Annotated in this window: 13 protein-coding genes; all 13 read left to right on the top strand. The window is 41.9% G+C overall.

All coding sequences use genetic code 11. From position 1 onward, the window contains the following. The first annotated feature begins 3 nt into the window (after nucleotides 1-3). Genes galB through EZ444_RS01240 form a run of 13 tightly spaced genes read left to right on the top strand, consistent with a single transcriptional unit; the run spans nucleotide 4 to nucleotide 18,788 of the window. Complete coding sequence (galB, locus tag EZ444_RS01300) at nucleotides 4-2,424, top strand: beta-galactosidase GalB (RefSeq protein ID WP_131606448.1); 2,421 nt, start codon at nucleotides 4-6, stop codon at nucleotides 2,422-2,424. 9 nt (nucleotides 2,425-2,433) lie between these two features. Continuing rightward, on the top strand, nucleotides 2,434-3,594 hold the full coding sequence (locus EZ444_RS01295; RefSeq protein ID WP_131606446.1) for an ABC transporter substrate-binding protein: 1,161 nt from the start codon (nucleotides 2,434-2,436) through the stop codon (nucleotides 3,592-3,594). Next, nucleotides 3,591-4,742 carry a CaiB/BaiF CoA transferase family protein gene (locus EZ444_RS01290; RefSeq protein ID WP_131606444.1) on the top strand — a complete coding sequence of 384 codons (1,152 nt, stop codon included), beginning with the start codon at nucleotides 3,591-3,593 and terminating at the stop codon, nucleotides 4,740-4,742. The genes EZ444_RS01295 and EZ444_RS01290 overlap by 4 nt, the downstream gene beginning before the upstream one ends. Nucleotides 4,743-4,745: 3 nt before the next feature. Then, nucleotides 4,746-5,909: a CaiB/BaiF CoA transferase family protein gene (locus tag EZ444_RS01285; RefSeq protein ID WP_131606442.1), complete on the top strand. Its 1,164-nt coding sequence runs from the start codon at nucleotides 4,746-4,748 to the stop codon at nucleotides 5,907-5,909. Further along, nucleotides 5,902-7,137, top strand: a complete 1,236-nt coding sequence (locus tag EZ444_RS01280; RefSeq protein WP_131606440.1) for an extracellular solute-binding protein — start codon at nucleotides 5,902-5,904, stop codon at nucleotides 7,135-7,137. The genes EZ444_RS01285 and EZ444_RS01280 overlap by 8 nt, the downstream gene beginning before the upstream one ends. A 6-nt stretch (nucleotides 7,138-7,143) precedes the next feature. Continuing rightward, nucleotides 7,144-8,220: a Gfo/Idh/MocA family protein gene (locus EZ444_RS01275; RefSeq protein WP_131606438.1), complete on the top strand. Its 1,077-nt coding sequence runs from the start codon at nucleotides 7,144-7,146 to the stop codon at nucleotides 8,218-8,220. Nucleotides 8,221-8,230: 10 nt separating this feature from the next. After that, entirely contained in the window at nucleotides 8,231-8,671 is a 441-nt protein-coding gene (locus EZ444_RS01270) for a MaoC family dehydratase (protein WP_131606436.1), read from the top strand. 30 nt (nucleotides 8,672-8,701) lie between these two features. Then, nucleotides 8,702-10,015: an L-fucose:H+ symporter permease gene (fucP, locus tag EZ444_RS01265; protein WP_131606434.1), complete on the top strand. Its 1,314-nt coding sequence runs from the start codon at nucleotides 8,702-8,704 to the stop codon at nucleotides 10,013-10,015. Nucleotides 10,016-10,025: 10 nt separating this feature from the next. Next, nucleotides 10,026-13,403 (top strand): glycosyl hydrolase, encoded by a 3,378-nt coding sequence (locus tag EZ444_RS01260; protein WP_131606432.1) that lies wholly within the window; start codon nucleotides 10,026-10,028, stop codon nucleotides 13,401-13,403. 38 nt (nucleotides 13,404-13,441) lie between these two features. Then, the gene (locus EZ444_RS01255; RefSeq protein ID WP_131606430.1) at nucleotides 13,442-15,460 is read left to right on the top strand and encodes an aceric acid hydrolase; all 2,019 of its coding nucleotides are present in this window, start codon (nucleotides 13,442-13,444) and stop codon (nucleotides 15,458-15,460) included. 11 nt (nucleotides 15,461-15,471) lie between these two features. Continuing rightward, nucleotides 15,472-16,716, top strand: a complete 1,245-nt coding sequence (locus EZ444_RS01250; protein ID WP_131606428.1) for a ribulose-bisphosphate carboxylase large subunit family protein — start codon at nucleotides 15,472-15,474, stop codon at nucleotides 16,714-16,716. Between the two features lie 13 nt (nucleotides 16,717-16,729). Then, complete coding sequence (locus EZ444_RS01245) at nucleotides 16,730-18,112, top strand: four-carbon acid sugar kinase family protein (RefSeq protein WP_131606426.1); 1,383 nt, start codon at nucleotides 16,730-16,732, stop codon at nucleotides 18,110-18,112. Nucleotides 18,113-18,125: 13 nt separating this feature from the next. Continuing rightward, the gene (locus EZ444_RS01240) at nucleotides 18,126-18,788 is read left to right on the top strand and encodes an aspartate/glutamate racemase family protein (protein ID WP_131606424.1); all 663 of its coding nucleotides are present in this window, start codon (nucleotides 18,126-18,128) and stop codon (nucleotides 18,786-18,788) included. Nucleotides 18,789-18,792: the final 4 nt, after the last annotated feature.

Below are 18,792 nucleotides of genomic sequence, written 5' to 3'. Positions count from 1 at the left end.
AGTATGATGTTAAGAAAGAACCTGGTATTGCTTTTATTGATGCTGATTGTTGGTGTTAGGGCCAATAGCCAGTCTCGTATACACCAAAGTTTTAATCAGGACTGGAAGTTTTTTTTAGGTGATGTTACTGCGGCTAAATCGTCGGATTTTAGCGATTTAAGTTGGAGGAAGCTAAGCTTACCTCACGATTGGAGCATTGAAGGGAAGTTTGATCTAAAGAACCCAGCAAAGCCAGAAGGTGGAGGTTTGCCTACCGGAGTTGCCTGGTATAGAAAAACGTTTACATTACCTGCTAATTTGCAACAGAAAAACATATTCATCGAGTTTGATGGCGTATATAAGAATAGTGAGATATGGATAAATGGTCATTTATTGGGTAAACGTCCTTATGGCTATTCTTCATTTAACTACGAACTAACTAAGTATTTAAAGCCAGGTGAAAATGTGATTGCTGTACGGGTAGATAATTCTGCTCAGCCAGATTCCCGCTGGTATTCAGGATCGGGTATTTATCGTAACGTTTGGTTAACCGCAACAGAGAATATAGCTATTGATCATTGGGGGACATTTGTAAGCACATCTGCTGTAAGTAAAACTACTGCAAAGCTGAATTTTAAAACAGAGATCAGGAATAAAGCCGGATTAAAAGGGGAGATCGATGTGCAATCGCAGGTTTACGATGCAAAGGGCAAATTGGTAGCTGCGGTTAGAACTGACCATATCACATTGAATGATACATTGGTAACAGTAGCGCAATCTAGTACTGTCGATCAACCGGAACTGTGGTCTGTAAATAATCCTCATCTCTATAAAGTAGTAACGAAGGTTTTTTCGGGTAAGAGATTGGTAGACAACTATGAAACACCGCTTGGGATCCGCTATTTTAACTTTGATGCGGCAAAAGGCTTTACGCTTAATGGCGAATACCTAAAAATATTGGGTGTTTGTATGCACCATGATTTGGGAGCTTTAGGTGCCGCTGTTAATGTTAGGGCAATGGAACGCCAGCTGGAGATCATGAAAGATATGGGGGCGAACGCCATCCGTACTGCACATAATCCGCCTGCGCCTGAATTGCTTGATCTATGCGATAAAATGGGTTTCCTTGTAATGGATGAGGCTTTTGATATGTGGGCCAAAAAGAAGAACAAACAAGATTATCACCTGAACTGGAACGAATGGCATGTGAGGGATTTGCAGGATATGGTAAAACGCGATAGAAACCATCCCTCGATTATTGTATGGAGCATTGGAAACGAAATCCGTGAGCAGTTTGACAGTACTGGTGTTGCTATGACTAAAGAATTGGTGAAGTTTGTTAAGGATTTAGATACGACTCGTTTGGTTACCTCTGCATTGACAGAAACTGATGCTAAAAAGAATTTTATATACCAGTCGGGTGCATTAGATATCTATGGATTAAATTACAACCATAAGTTGTATAAGGATTTTCCTAAAAATTACCCCGGACAAAAGTTTATTGCTACAGAAACTACCTCTTCATTAGATACCCGAGGTTTTTATGAAATGCCATCTGATAGTATTCGTCGCTGGCCAAAAGATGGCAAAACGAAGTTTACAGAAGGTAATGCTGAGTTTGCCGCTTCGTCCTATGATAATGTTTCTGCTTACTGGGGTTCTACACACGAAGAAACCTGGAGAGAAGCTAAAAAATATGATCATGTTTCTGGCTTATTTGTATGGACAGGATTTGATTATTTAGGTGAGCCATTGCCTTACCCATGGCCTGCGAGAAGCTCTTATTTCGGTATCGTGGATCTGGCCGGATTCCCTAAGGATGCTTATTATATGTACCAAAGTGAGTGGACAAACAAGCCGGTATTACACCTCTTTCCACACTGGAATTGGACAGTAGGTAAAATGGTTGATGTTTGGGCTTATTACAACAATGCAGATGAGGTAGAGCTATTCTTGAATGGGAAATCATTAGGGAAAAGAACCAAACAAGGGGAGGACTTGCATGTGGTATGGTCGGTAAAATACGAACCAGGTACCTTAAAGGCTATTTCTAAAAAGAATGGGCAGGTGGTATTGGTTAAGGAGATTAACACTGCCGGTAAGCCGGCCAAAATAGAATTGCTTGCAGATAGAACTCAAATTGGAGCAGATGGAAAGGATCTTTCCTTTGTAACGGTAAGGATTTTGGATGCTCAGGGGAATTTAGTGCCCGATGCAGATAATCTGGTTCAGTTTAAACTGGAAGGTGAAGCTACAATTGCAGGTGTGGATAATGGTTTTCAGGCAAGTCTGGAACCTTTTAAAGCAGATTACCGCAAGGCGTATCGCGGCTTATGTCTGGCTATTGTACAGGCAAAAAACAAAGCAGGTAAATTAAAATTAACAGCAACATCTGCAGGACTAAAGTCCGCATTAGTATCGATTAGTGTAAAAGGAATAAAGTAAAAAGAGGTCATGAGTGACAAGATTAATTTAAAAGGAATAACGTGGAATCACAGTCGGGGCTTTGTACCCATGGTGGCTACGGCACAGCGGTTTTCGGAATTAAACCCATCAGTAGAAATTACCTGGGAAAAGAGAAGTTTGCAACAATTTGCTGATTTTTCAATACAAGAGTTGGCACAGCGTTTTGATCTGTTGGTAATCGATCACCCATGGGCAGGTTTTGCAGCTAAAACTGAATCTATCTTGCCGTTGGATACCTATCTGACGAAAGCTTACTTAGATGATCAGCGTGTAAATACAGTTGGACATTCGTTTGAGAGCTATTCGTATGACGGTCACCAATGGGCTTTGCCTATAGATGCGGCTACACCAGTGGCTTCGAGCAGACCTGATCTGTTGGAGAAACATGGCTTTGAATTGCCTGAGTCTTTTGCCGATTTGCTGAAATTGGCCGATAAAGGTCTAGTCGCTTTTGCGGGGATCCCTATTGATGTGTTGATGAATTTTTATACTTTCTGCTGTTCTCTGGGTGAAGACCCTTGTCAGCTAGAAGATTTGATTGTCTCCCGTTATATCGGTGTAAAAGCATTGCAAATGTACCGTGAACTGGCTTCAAAAATTCATCCGGATAACTTTAAAAGAAACCCGATACAAGTATATGAAGCGATGACCTTGGGCGATGACCTAGCTTACTGTCCATTTGCTTATGGTTACTCTAACTATTCAAGAAATGGTTATGCGCGTAAGCCGCTGCATTTTCATGATATGATTAGCTTGGATGGAGAGACTAATTTACGCAGCACACTAGGCGGTACAGGGTTAGCGGTATCATCTGGTTCGAAAAATATAGAAATGGCAGTGAAATATGCAGCTTATGTAGCTTCGCCAGCCTGTCAGCAAAGCGTTTTCTTTGAGAACGGTGGTCAACCCGGACATTTGAGTGCCTGGACAGCTCCTGATGTGAATGCCAAATCAAACAATTTCTTTGCGAATACATTACCTGCTTTGCAGCGTGCGTTTCTTCGTCCACGGTATCACGGACACATGTTTTTTCAGGATCATGCGGGAGATATCGTAAGAGATTACCTCATGAATGGAGGATCGGAATTACTGGTGTTGGAGCAGATGAATAAATTGTATGTGGAATCAAGAAGCTTAATATTATCATGAGAAGGCCACTTGAAGGAATACTAGTCTTAGAGTTTTGCCAGTTTTTAGCAGGACCTTCCGCTGGATTAAAACTGGCCGATTTAGGGGCTCGTGTGATTAAGATTGAGCGCCCGGTAAAAGGGGATGCTTGTAGACAACTGGCTATCAAAAACCTATTTGTTGATGAGGATAGCTTGCTTTTTCATACCATCAATAGAAATAAAGAATCATACGCGGCAGATTTGAAGAATCCTGAAGATCTGGATGTCATCAGGAAACTGATTGCCAGAGCTGATGTGATGACGCATAATTTCAGGCCCGGGGTAATGGAGAAAATCGGATTGGATTATCAGTCAGTACAAGCCCTTAACCCTAAAATTATATATGCTGCGGTAACAGGATATGGCAATGAGGGCCCTTGGGCAAATAAACCAGGACAGGATCTACTCGTGCAATCCGTTTCGGGATTAACCCATTTATCGGGTAGTAGTGAAGAAGGACCTGTGCCTTTCGGCTTATCGGTAACGGACATTATGTGCGGTAACCACCTTACGCAGGGGATTATTGCTGCTTTAATTAAGCGAGCCAAAACAAATAAAAGTGTGCTGGTAGAAGTGAGTTTGCTGGAATCGGCATTGGATGTGCAGTTTGAAGTACTGACGACCTACTTGAGCGATGGTGGTCAATTACCAAAAAGAAGTAAGGTGAAAGGAAGCGGACATGCTTATCTAAGTGCACCTTATGGAACTTATGAGACCAGTGATGGTTACATCGCATTAGCGATGGGCGATTTAGGTAAAATTAGTGAGCTGATTGGTTGTGATATTTCAGCTGTTTATATGAACGCTGGTGATTCTTTTGAAAATAGAGATGCATTGTTAGCGTTGCTAGGACAGACTTTTAAAACCAATACCAACCAACATTGGTTGAGTATATTGGAACCTCAGGATATCTGGTGTGCAAGTGTACTAAACTATAAAGAAGCGACAGAGTTGGAAGTGTTTAAAAAGATGGAAATCAGACAACTGCTAGATCTTGGGAATGGCAGAACACTGGATACCACAAGAGCACCGATGCAGATTGATGGGCGTAAATTATTTGCCAGTAAAGCGGCGCCTAAAATTGGTGCCGATAACGAAAAGATTAACAAAGAATTTGATTTGAAATAGTATATGAAACCCCTTGAAGAATATTTAGTAGTTGATTTTAGCCAGTTTCTGTCGGGCCCTTCTGCAAGTCTGCGATTGGCCGATATGGGTGCAAGGGTAATTAAAATAGAGCGGTTAGGTGTTGGCGATATTTGTCGTACTTTATATACGTCTAATGTGATCATGAACGGAGAATCTTCCGTATTTCATGCCATCAACCGCAATAAAGAAAGTTTTGAAGTAAACTTAAAGGACGAACAAGATTGCCAAATGGTACGTGAACTGTTGGCAAAGGCTGATGTGATGATCCATAACTTTCGTCCGGGTGTGATGGAAAGATTGGGCTTTGATTACGGATCTGTACAAGAAATTAACCCCGAAATTATTTATGCAGAACTTTCTGGCTATGGGGCAGAAGTTGACGGTAAAGGGAAACCTGGGCAAGACTTGTTGTTGCAATCTGTTACCGGCTTAACCTGGTTAAGTGGTAATGCAGATAGTGGGCCTGTCGCAATGGGCTTATCTATTGTAGATATGCTCGCCGGTTCGCACTTGGCACAGGGTATTTTAGCCTGTTTGTTCCGCAAAATAACGAGTAAAGTAGGGGCCTTGGTACAGGTGAGTATGATCGAGTCGGCTTATGATTTTCAGTTTGAAACCATTACCACTTTTATGAATGAAGGAGAGATCCTTCCAGAACGGACAGCGAAGAACAATGCAAATGCCTATTTGGGTGCTCCGTACGGTATTTATAAAACTGAGGGTGGATACATCGCACTGGCGATGGGCTCGATACCGGTTTTAGCTGATTTATTGGGTTGTGACGAATTAAAGAAATATACAGATCCAGCAGAAGCTTTTGATAAACGTGATGAGATTAAACCTATTCTCGCAGATCACTTGCTAACTGGGACTACGGAAAAATGGTTGGCGATTTTAGAGCCTGCAGACATATGGTGTGCAGATGTACTGAACTGGAAGCAACTGATAGATCATGAGGGTTTTAAAGCCTTAAATATGATTCAGGAGGTGAAAATGAACGATGGTTATCAGTATCAAACTACAAGATGTCCGATTAGGATTGATGGAGAATTGCTAACTTCCGCCAAAGGTTCACCTAAATTGGGACAGGATAATGAACAGATCATCCGCCAGTTTATTAATGTAAAATCAAGTATCCATGAGTAAAAATGAAGTATTCAGAATAGCCGTACGCAAGTTTGGCCCCTTTGAATCTGCCATGCAAAAAGTATGGGATCAATATTGTCTTAATTCCGGTTGTGAATTGAAGGCTGAACTGGTACCCCTGGATTTGCATGAACTTCATGAAACTACACTAGTGCAAAATGGCCTTAAAAATGGAGATTGGGATGTTGCACACATCAATACGGATTGGCTTTATGAAGGATATACCAGTGGTGCTTTTGAGGATTTGAAACCTTTTATAGCCGCAAAATCTCCTTCAGCATTTCCACAAGGATGGAGCAATTCCTTATTGGCTTCACAGCAATTTGAAGAGGCTATTGTTGGATTGCCATTTCATGATGGGCCAGAATGTCTGATCTATAGAAAGGACCTGTTTGATGATCCAGATGCACAAAAAAACTATTTAGAACAATATGGGAGGGCGTTAGTCGTGCCCCAAACATGGGCTGATTTCCAACAGGTAGCCCAGTTCTTTAACCGTCCGGAGCAAAACTTATATGGAAGCGTATTTGCCTGTTATCCTGACGGACACAATACTGTATTTGATTTTTGTCTGCAATTGTGGAGCCGAGGCGGAACGCTTGTGGACGAGCAAGACAGGGTTAACGTAAATACTCCGCAAGCTATCGAAGGACTTGAATTTTACCGAGAAATCATTAAAGATAAAAACGCAGTACATCCTGGCTCAGTAAGTTTTGACTCTGTGCAAGCAGGTGCGGCATTTGCAAGGGGTGAGGTGGCGATGATGATCAACTGGTTTGGCTTTGCCTCTGTTTGTGAGGTAGATTCGGCCTCTGCGGTAAAAGGGAAGGTAGAAGTTGGCTTGTTACCAGTTTCTTCGGGTAGCAAATCAGCATCTTTAAATGTTTACTGGTTGTATACTGTAGGGGCTGGTAGTAAGCATAAACAAACAGCTTACGATTTTATCCGGTTTGCTGTAAATGAAGAAAATGATAAACTGCTAACCCTTGAGGGCTGGATTGGTTGTCGGATTTCGACCTGGAAAGACGAAGAAGTAAACCAGATTGTTCCTTATTACCATAAACTGGAACAATTGCACGAATCTGCTAAAACACTACCGCAGAAGCACAATTGGGCAGACATCGCATCTTTAATTGATGAAATGGTACTGAGCACTGTAAATTCAGAACTACCTGTTGCTGAAATTGTAAAAAAGGCTCAGGATAAAATTAATTTAATAGACAAGTAGACCTATATGGACATCATATATCAACCTCAGCTACCTGAAACCAACCAACCCATTATTATTATTGGTGCTGGTGGTATTGTGGCTGATGCCCATCTTCCTGCTTATAGGAAGGCAGGTTTTACAGTTCATGGAATTGTAAACCGGACGAGAGCAAAAGCGGAGAAATTGGCTGAGGATTTTCAAATTCCTCATGTTTATGATTCGGTGGCAGAAGCAGTAGCAAATGCACCTGAAAATACGGTGTACGACCTGACCATTATGCCTGAACAGTATCTGGAGGTTTTAGCACAATTACCAGATGGAGTGGCAGTGCTGATCCAGAAGCCGATGGGCGACAATTTTGATCAGGCTAAAGAGATACTGGAGTTATGTAGGAAGAAAAAATTGATAGCAGCCATTAACTTCCAGCTTCGTTTTGCACCTTTTGTAAGTGCAGCGAGATATATGATAGAGCAGGGCATGATTGGCGAGCTTTATGATATGGAAGTTCGTGTGACCATTAAAACACCTTGGGAGATTTTTCCGCATGTGATGGTCCATCCTCGCCTGGAAATTCTTTACCATAGTATCCATTATGTTGACATGCTCCGTTCTTTTTTAGGGGATCCGGAAACAGTAATGGCGAAGACTTTAAAGCATCCTGCTAAAGCACTTTCATCTTCACGTTCTACCATTTTAATGGATTACGGAGATACCATGCACGCAGTGATTAATACCAATCATGACCATGATTTTGGTCCCCATAATCAGGAGTGTTTCATCAAATGGGAGGGGACAAAGGGTGCGATTAAGGCAAACGTAGGTTTACTCATGGATTATCCGCACGGCATTCCTGATGTGTTTGAATATTGCCTGATTGAAGCGGGTAAAGCCCCAGAATGGAAGCAGGTAGAACTGGAAGGTTCCTGGTTTCCAGAGGCATTTATAGGGACGATGGCAAGTTTAATGCGATATAAGGAAGGCTCATCTGATATTCTCCATACCAGTGTGGAAGATGTGATCAATACGATGGCAGTAGTAGAAAGTGCTTACCTATCCAGCGACAAAGGTGGGGTAAAGGTAAGCGAGCAGTTGAAAAATTAATAAAAGAGCAATGTATTTTAAATCAATATTTTTTGAAGATTACCAGTTAGGAGAGAAAAGGGTAACATTGGGACGTACCATTACAGAAACAGATTTTGTAGTTCATGCAGGCCATACAGGAGACTTTTTTCCGCACCATATGGACGAAGAATGGTGTAAAACTCAACCTTTTAAACATAGAATTGCCCATGGAACAATGATATTTAGCATCGGCATTGGGTTAACGGCATCGGAGATTAACCCTGAAGCTTTTTCTAAAGGTTACGACCGCCTTCGCTTTGTAAAACCGGTATTTATTGGAGATACCATTCATTCAGAGATTACTATCTCGGAGAAAGCCGAAGCTAAAAAACCGGAATACGGAACAATAACAGAGCATGTAGAAATTAAAAACCAGCATGGAGAAGTGGTACTAGTCTGTGATCACCTACTGCTCGTGAAAAAGAAATAACCCTATCAAGAACCAACCTAAAATTAACATATGAACCACATTACAGAAGCGGAAGCAATTGTCTTAATAGATCCGGCAGCGGGTAACAAAGGAGATACAGCCACAGGTAAAAAGTATCTAGTGCCATTTATTCTTGTTGTAAGCTTATTCTTCTTGTGGGGAATGGCACATAACCTCGATTCGATACTCATCCCGCATTTAAAAAAAGCCTGTAATCTCAACAATAGAGAATCCACCTTAATTGATACGTCAGTTTTCCTGGCTTACTTCTTAATGGCCATTCCGGCAGGCATGATCCTTAAAAAATGGGGGTATAAATCCACTATGATTACAGGTTTATTAGCCTTTGCTTTTGGTGCATTTCTATTTGTTCCGGCAGCAAACAACCTATCATACCTCACTTTTCTAACTGCACTTTTTATTATTGGCTGTGGCTTAACCCTACTGGAAACGTCAGCGAACCCTTATGCCGCTATATTGGGAAGTCCAGATAAGGCGGCCTGGAGGCTTAATCTTGCTGCTACATTCAATGGTTTGGCGGCACCATTAGCTACCATTGTTGGGCGATTTATCCTTTCAGGAAAATCCCATACACAAGATGAACTGGCAGCAATGACAGATACTGTTAGAAACAATTACTTCCTGACGGAAGCTGCAACTGTAAAGACTCCATACATTATCTTAGGAACTGTTTTGGTTTCTGTAGCCTTACTATTTTATTTTATGAAGCTGCCTGAAGTGAAAACCATAAGTAAAGATGGTATTTCAAAAGGTAGTTTCTTAGGCGCCTTAAAACACAAGCATTTAAGATGGGCAGTGATTGCTCAGTTTTTTTATGTAGGCGCTCAAGTATGTGTAACAAGTTTTTTTATTCGGGCTGCACAACAAGCAGGTGGATTTGACGAATATACTGCACTCTATTATTTAGGCCTTTATGGTACATTATTTCTAGTTGGACGTTTTGTTGGAACGTTATTACTTCGCTATATCTCATCAAACAAACTATTGGCAATTTATGCCGTAATCTCAGCTCTACTTAGCATTGTTGCCATTTTTGGAGACGGAGCATATGTAGTATATGCATTGGGTGGTCTTGGTTTCTTTATGTCTATTATGTTCCCGACTATATTCGCCCTAGGGATTGATGGTATTGGTGACGATACCAAACCTGGTTCTTCCTGGCTGATCATGTCGATAGTGGGGGGCGCAATCCTTCCTTATGCTATGGGGACGCTGATTGATTTTAACGGAGATAATATTCAGATCGGTTACAGTATTCCATTGGTTTGCTATCTGATCATCTTATATTTTGGATTAAAGGGGTACAAAATTGCCCATAAATAGAAATTAAGATATGAGTTTTAAAAGAAAAGGGATCTTGTTTGTTTTTATAATCTGGTGTATCCTGGCAGTAATGCCTGTTTATGCCCAGCAAAAAGAAACAACTAAACCCTGGGTGTTCTGGTACTGGATGCAGGCAGGTGTTTCTAAACCTGGTATTACCGCAGATTTGGAGGCTATGAAAGCCGCTGGAATAGGTGGTGCATACCTGATGCCAATTAAAGGTGCAGCTAATCCACCAATATTTACGCCTCCAGCAGAACAACTGAGTCCGCAATGGTGGACCATGGTAAAGTTTGCTATGGATGAAGCTAAACGCCTAGATCTAAAGCTGGGGATGCATGTGAGTGACGGTTTTGCCCTGGCAGGTGGACCATGGATTACACCTGAGTTATCTATGCAGAAAGTTGTGTCTACTCAATTGAATATCAAGGGAGCAACTTCTGGTCAGATTAAGTTAGCACAGCCCGAAACTATTGCGGGTTATTATAAAGACATTGCGGTGTATGCTTATCGTTCACCAGAAGGCGCAGGTATATCTACACAAACTATTGTTCCAATTGTTACGACAAGTAATGGTATTGATGCGAGTGGATTGGTAGTGCCTGGTAATAAAAAGAGCTTTGGCAGTAATGAACCTTGTTGGATTCAGTATGCCTTTGCGCAACCCTTTACCACACGTACTATTACAGTTCGAACTAGTGGGAATAACTATCAGGCAGAGCGACTGGAAGTTCAGGTGAGTGATGATGGAAAGGTGTTTAGGTCTGTAGGGCGATTAGAGCCGCCACGTCATGGCTGGCAAGATACAGATGCCGACGTAACGCATACCCTAGTTCCGGTTACGGCAAAGTATTATCGCTTTGTATATGATAAAAAAGGATCTGAGCCGGGGGCAGAAGACCTTGATGCAGCGAAATGGAAACCATCTTTAAAACTGGTTAATTTGGAACTTTCTGCCGAACCAAGAATCAATCAATACGAGGGAAAGGCTGCTGAGGTATGGAGAATCAGTAAACGTAGTACTGCAGCTCAGCTCCCAGATCGGCTTTGTGTGCCTTTAAATAAGATCATAGATCTGACCAGTAAATTAAATGCGGATGGTAGTTTAAACTGGAAAGCGCCTAAAGGAAATTGGACGATACTGAGAATCGGGCATACCTCTACTGGGCATAAAAATGCCACAGGTGGCGGAGGAATAGGTTTGGAGAGTGATAAGTTTAACCCAGTAGCGGTGAAATTACAGTTTGACAGCTGGTATGGAGAAGCTTTAAAGCATGGTGGTCCTGAGATTGCCTCGAAAGTTTTGAGCGTATTTCATGTAGATAGCTGGGAATGCGGCAGCCAAAACTGGTCGCCTTTATTTGCCGCAGAATTTAAGAAACGGAGAGGGTACGATATGATGCCTTATCTACCCGTAATGGCTGGCATTCCAGTGCAAAATGCAGCTGTTTCTGAAGGTTTTCTTTACGATTTACGTAGAACAATTGCTGAACTGGTAGTAGATCAGTTCTATAAAACACTGGCTGCGCTGGCTAAGGAAAAGAAAGTAGCCTTTACAGCAGAGAGTGTTGCACCAACCATGGTTAGCGATGGCCTAATGCATTATAAAACTGTGGATGTGCCAATGGGTGAGTTCTGGTTAAATAGCCCGACTCATGATAAGCCCAATGACATGATGGATGCGATTTCTGGTGCTCATATTTATGGTAAAAATATTATTCAGGCAGAAGCATTTACTACGGTACGTATGGACTGGAGTGAGCATCCCGGTAATATGAAAACTTTACAAGACAGGAATTATGCGCTGGGCATCAATAAGATGGTTTACCACGTGTTTACCCATAATCCATGGATGGATCGGAAACCGGGGATGACACTGGATGGTGTGGGTTTATACTTTCAACGTGATCAGACTTGGTGGAAGCCAGGCAAAGCATGGGTAGATTATGCAGAACGTGCTCAGACATTATTACAACAGGGAAATCCGGTAATAGATATCGCAGTTTTTACTGGCGATGAGATTCCTCGTAGATCAGTATTACCTGATCGATTGGTGTCCGTTTTACCAGGTGTTTTTGGAAAAGACGTAGTAGATAATGAGCAAAAACGGTTGATGAATGTTGGTGAGCCTTTGAGGATAAAACCGATGGGAGTAAGCCATTCCGCAAATATGGCTGATCCTGAAAACTGGGTTAACCCTTTACGGGGATATGCTTACGATTCTTTTAATCCTGATGTGCTAAGTACCGCAGTAGTTAAAAATAATAAAGTAGTTTTTGCATCTGGGGCAAGTTATGCCATATTGGTTATCCCTGGTAAAACGGCTATGAATCCAAACTACCAGTACATGAATTTTGAAACTGTAAAGCAATTGCTGGTTTTGGTAAAAGCAGGTGCAACGGTTCTGTTGAATGAAAAGCCACTTTATCAGTCGGGCTTAAGACAGGTTGCAGAAATTGAATTTAAAAAGGTAGTTGATGAATTATGGAAGCCAGGAAAAAATGGCGATGGTCAGGTGATTATCGGCCCTTATCAGGGAGAGACATTTAAACAATTAGGACTTGATCGTGATTTGCATATTGTAGAGGCAGGACAAAATGTTTATGCAAAATACATAGCATATGCCCACAGAAATACTGTTGATAAAGATATTTATTTTATTGCAAATCAGTTGGATAAAGAACGTTTGCTAGATCTTTCATTTCGTATTGCTGATCTGAAAACTGCACCCGAGTTTTATGATGCGGTTTCGGGTGAAACCTGGAAAGTGAAGAACTGGTCTGTTGTGGATGGAAGATTGGAATTACAGGTTAAACTGGAGCCTAATGCATCGGTATTTGTAATTTTTGATCGCAATGCTAACCCGGCTCATTCTGTTGAAGGGAAAAACAATTGGTCGGAATTTACGACCACTCAGGTATTGGATAAGGATTGGCAAGTGACCTTTGATCCTCAATATGGTGGCCCTTCGAAACCCGTGCTTTTTAAGGATTTAACCGATTGGAGTTTGAATCAAGATTCCTTAATCCGTTATTATTCGGGTACAGCAACCTATAACAAAAACATAAATATCAAGTCAAAGAAAACTGATCAAGTATGGCTTGATTTAGGCGCAGTTGCTAATATTGCTGATGTGAAAGTCAACAATATTTCTTGTGGGATAGTTTGGACGCCGCCATATCGTGTGGAGATCAGTAAAGCGCTTCGTAACGGCAACAACCAGATCAGTATCGAACTGAGTAATACCTGGGCAAACCGTTTAATTGGCGATCAACGCTTGCCTGAAAATAAACGGATTACAAAAACTACGGCGCCTTACCGCCTGGAAGGTAAACCTTTGCTAAAAGCTGGATTACTGGGGCCGGTAACGATCCAGACTATTAAGTAGATACTATTAACCGAATCATAAAAACCAAAATATAAACCATGAAAAGGATATTTATCATCTCTGCGTTGCTTTTTTCGGTACAGATGAGTTATGCACAGGACAAAAGCCTGGTTAACACAAAACAAAGTAGTCACGCTAAACTGCACAGTCCGAATATGAAGGATGTGAATTGGACAAAAGGTTTCTGGGCTGACCGATTTAAGGTAGCCAGGGAAACTATGGTGCCAAATATGTGGGACATCTATAACGATGAGCACATCAGTCATGCTTTTAAGAATTTTGAAATTGCTGCCGGACTGGATACCGGGTCACATAAAGGTCCTTCTTTTCATGATGGTGATTACTATAAAACACTAGAAGCCATGGCTAGTATGTATGCTTCAACTCATGATAAGAAATTGGAAGCTAAGATGGATAAGGCCATTGCCGTAATTGCAAAATCACAGCGGGAAGATGGCTATATCTACACAAAGGCAATGATTGAACAGCGTAAAACGGGCTCAAACAATCAGTTTCAGGATAGGTTGAGTTTTGAAGCTTACAATATTGGCCATTTAATGACTGCTGCTTGCGTGCATTATCGAGCCACGGGGAAAACCAATTTATTGGAAGTCGCTAAAAAAGCAACAGAATATCTGTACAATTTTTACCAAAAGGCATCCCCAGCATTGGCCAGAAATGCCATCTGTCCCTCTCATTACATGGGGGTAATTGAAATGTACCGAACTACTAAAGAACCACGATATCTGGAATTGGCTAAACACCTGATTGCCATTAAAGGTAAAATTGAAGATGGTACAGATGACAATCAAGATCGGATACCTTTTTTACAACAAACTAAAGCAATGGGACATGCGGTAAGAGCAAATTATCTCTACGCCGGTGTAGCTGATTTATATGCGGAAACTGGTAACGATTCCCTGATGCATACCTTGAATTTGATGTGGGATGATGTAAACCAGCACAAGATGTACATCACAGGAGGCTGTGGCTCTTTATATGATGGTACTTCTCCAGATGGGACATCCTACAACCCCGCCGAGGTTCAAAAGATCCACCAGGCTTTCGGTAGGGATTATCAGTTGCCAAACTTCACGGCTCATAATGAAACTTGTGCCAATATTGGTAATGTATTATGGAACTGGAGAATGCTGCAAATCAGTGGTGATGCAAAATATGCTGATGTAATGGAGCTGGCTTTACACAATAGTGTACTTTCAGGTATTAGTCTGGACGGTAAGAAATTTTTATACACCAATCCTTTAAGCTACTCTGATGATCTGCCTTTTAAACAACGTTGGTCAAAAGAGCGAGTGCCTTACATTGGTTTGTCAAATTGTTGCCCGCCAAATGTAGTCCGTACCATTGCAGAGGTTAGTGATTATGCCTATAGTATTTCTGATAAAGGTTTGTGGTTCAATCTTTATGGTGGTAATACCATTCAGACCAGCTTAAGTGATGGATCGAAAGTTAGCCTTGTTCAGGAAACTAATTACCCATGGGATGGCAACATCAAGATTAGTGTTAAAGCAACTGGTAATAAGCCTTATTCCATGTTTTTCCGTATTCCGGGCTGGACATCTAATGCGACTTTAAAGGTAAATGGACAAACTGAAAACCTGGTATTAACACCAGGGACTTATGCGGAATTGAACCGTAGATGGAAAGCCGGTGATCAGGTAGAACTGGTATTGCCTATGGAAGCGCAATTGGTAGAGTCAAATCCGCTTGTGGAAGAAACAAGGAACCAGGTAGCAGTTAAAAGGGGACCTGTAGTTTATTGCCTGGAATCTCAGGATTTGCCTGGTAAAAGAATCTTTAATGTCTTTATACCAGCTAAAATTGATTTAAAGGCCAGCCCTATTCAAATTGATGGAGCAAACATGATGAGTCTGGAAGGTAATGCGCAGCTTATTGAGAATAAAGACTGGAAAAATGTGTTATATCGTCCACTCAATGAATCAAATACCACTACGCCGATTAGGTTGGTGCCTTACTTCGCCTGGGGCAACCGTGGGCGTTCGGAAATGTCAGTTTGGTTACCCGTAAGTAGATAAGAACAAGAGAAATGGAAAGAGTAACTGCAAAATATTATATAGAAACACCACTTGATCTTGAAAAATCAGCTCAGGTATTGGCCGGAGAGCAGTCGTCGGGAACTTTTATTGCCGTTCCTGGTGAGACCGAGGAATTGAAACAACGTTTCGCCGCTAGAGTAGAAAATATCACTCTTATGGATGTGGCAGATAGCCCTGCTATTCCGGGTGTGCTTTCCTCGGGAGGAAAATACCAGCGAGCCATGATAGAGGTATCCTGGTCCGTAGAGAATTTTGGTTATAACCTGCCTGTTTTGGTATCAACTTTACAGGGGAATCTTTACGAACTAACCCAGTTTACCGGTCTAAAACTTATGGATCTAGAACTGCCGGCCTCTTATGCCAATGCTTATAAAGGACCAAAGTTTGGCATTGAGGGGTGTAGGAAGCTGACAGGAGTTTATGGTAGACCATTGATTGGTACGATCATTAAGCCGAGTATCGGTATGACACCCGAACAAACAGCTGAGCTGGTTAACACATTGGCAAAGGCTGGTATTGACTTTGTGAAGGATGATGAATTATTAGGCTCTTCTGCCAATTCTCCATTCGATATGCGTGTGGATGCGGTAATGGATGTGATCAATAGACATGCGGATCAAACTGGTAAAAAGGTGATGTATGCCTTTAATATCAGTGATGATATCGACCGGATGCAGCGCAATTATGAAAAGGTACTCCAATCTGGAGGAACTTCTGTAATGATTAGCCTGAATAGTGTGGGGCTGTCTGGCGTAAAGAAAATAGGAGATATGGGAGAACTAGCGATACATGGTCACCGCAATGGCTGGGGCATGCTCAATCGTCATCCTTTACTGGGGATCGAATTTCCGGCTTACCAGAAATTATGGAGATTGGCAGGTGTAGATCAGATTCATGTCAATGGGATTCAGAATAAGTTCTGGGAATCAGATGATTCAGTAGTTAAATCTATTGAAGCTTGTCTGACGCCCTTGTTAGGTGGCTATTCGGTATTGCCGGTGGTGTCTTCCGGACAATGGGGAGGCCAGGCACCTGAAACTTATCGACGCACTAAAACTGTCGATTTGCTGTATATGGCTGGCGGCGGTATTATGGCTCATCCTGATGGACCAGCTGGTGGAGTCGTTGCCTTGCAACAAGCCTGGCAGGCAGCAGTTGATGGTTTGTCTGTAGCCGAAGCTGCGTCAAAATACCTGGAGTTTGGTCATTCCGTATCTGTATTTGGTAAAAAATAACCGTAAGGGAAACATGGAAAATAACCGCTTACTTATTGCTTTTTACGGGGATGATTTTACCGGATCAACGGATGCACTGGAATTTTTAAGTAGAGCTGGTATCAAAACAGTCTTGTTTATTGAAGCCCCCTCCACAGCGCAACTATCGCGTTACCCAGGATTGCAAGCTATTGGTGTAGCAGGTAAGAGTCGTACACTTTCGCCAGTTGAAATGGAAGTAGTGCTAAGGCCTGCTTTTACCGCATTGCAGAAACTCAACCCGCGTCACGTGCACTATAAAGTTTGCTCAACCTTCGATTCATCGCCAGCTATTGGTAGCATTGGTAAGGCAATTGATATTGGTGCATCTGTATTTAAAACGGCGGTTGTTCCATTGCTGGCAGCAGCACCACATCTGGGACGGTATGGCTTATTTGGCAACCTTTTCGCCCGCATGGGCATAGGAACTGAAGGGGAAATTTATCGTCTGGATAGGCATCCCTCTATGCGAAATCATCCAACAACGCCGGCCGATGAAAGCGATATTCGTTTACATCTTGGCAAACAAACAGATAAAAATATAGGGTTGTTTAACATTCTTGAGCTCCATAAATACCAGGAACAGGCTTTCAATCCGGATTTTTCGACATATGAAATCGTATTATTTGATGCGCTCATAGAAGAAGATCTTAAAAGTGTCGGACAGCTGATAGACGGACAAGCGGGCGATGAACAAATTGTTTTCTCTGCAGGATCGTCAGCTATAGAAATGGCTCTGGGAAATCACTGGCAGGAGAGGGGGGTATTACAGGAACAGAAAGAATGGAAACTTATTAAAGCCGATGGGCCTATATTGGTTGTCTCAGGAAGTTGTTCTTCGGTAACTTCCGAACAGATCCGTTACGCCTTGAATCATGGTTTTACAGAATTGCCGATTGATACAGTAACGTTAGCAAGCCAGGCGACTGAGGCTGATCTTTTTATGGAAACAGGCTTTATCAAGGCTGCAGCTGAAAAGTATGCGCAGAAAGCTATCGGATTAATCAATGAAGGGAAAAAACCTTTGGTTCATACTAGTCTGGGTAATGATGATCCCCGTGTGGGCGATACTGATAAAATATTTAAAGAGAAAGGCTTTGGTAAGACTGCCACAGCACAATTGTATGGTCAGCTGCTTGGTCAGATTGCAAGGTTAACGGCAGAAAAAACTGAGCTTAAAAGAATCATTATTGCCGGTGGGGATACTTCAAGTTATGCGGCCAGGGCAATGGGGATAGAAGCCGTTGAGATGATTGCCCCACTCTCGCCCGGAGCGCCTTTGTGCCTTGCTTATGCCCCCGGATCTGCTGTTGACCACTTACAGCTAGTCTTTAAAGGGGGACAGGTCGGAAAAGAAGATTTTTTAACATTAACCTAATATAACCTAAAATATGAAAACTAAAACACTCGGACTTGTTCATACCTCAGCTACGTTGGTTCCTGTTTTTCAGAAACTTTGCAGTGATTATCTACCTGGCGTAAATGTATTTAATATAGTAGATGATAGTCTGATTAAAGATGTCATTAGTCGCAATGAACTGACAAAATTAACTTCCAGAAGGGTAGTAGATCATGTCGCCTCAGCAGAAGCTGCCGGGGCAGATTTTATTCTGGTTACTTGCTCTTCTATAGGTGCAGCCATCGAAGCCGCTGCTGGTTTAACTAGTGTTCCAGTTTTAAGAGTAGATCAACCTATGGCCGATCTTGCCGTGAAAACAGGTAAAAGAATTGGAGTGATCGCAACATTGCCTACTACACTTGGCCCAACAAGTGACCTTGTTAAACGCCGTGCAGCAATTGCAGGTAAAGAAATAGAGTTAACGTCTATATTATGTGAAGGCGCATTTGAAGCTTTAATGGGCGGACAGCCTGAAAAGCATGATGAAATGGTGGCTAAAGCATTGATCGAACTTTCTGCAAAAGTTGATGTAATTGTACTTGCACAAGCTTCTATGTCGCGCGTGGTTGATGGATTGCCTGATGCGGAAAAACGTATTCCAATACTTGCAAGTCCGGCTCTTGCCATTCAACACATTGCAGGTTTATTTAAATAGGACA

Source organism: Pedobacter hiemivivus (genome assembly GCF_004331685.1).
GTDB classification, from domain to species: Bacteria; Bacteroidota; Bacteroidia; order Sphingobacteriales; family Sphingobacteriaceae; genus Pedobacter; species Pedobacter hiemivivus.
This window is presented reverse-complemented; position numbering and strand designations above follow the sequence as displayed.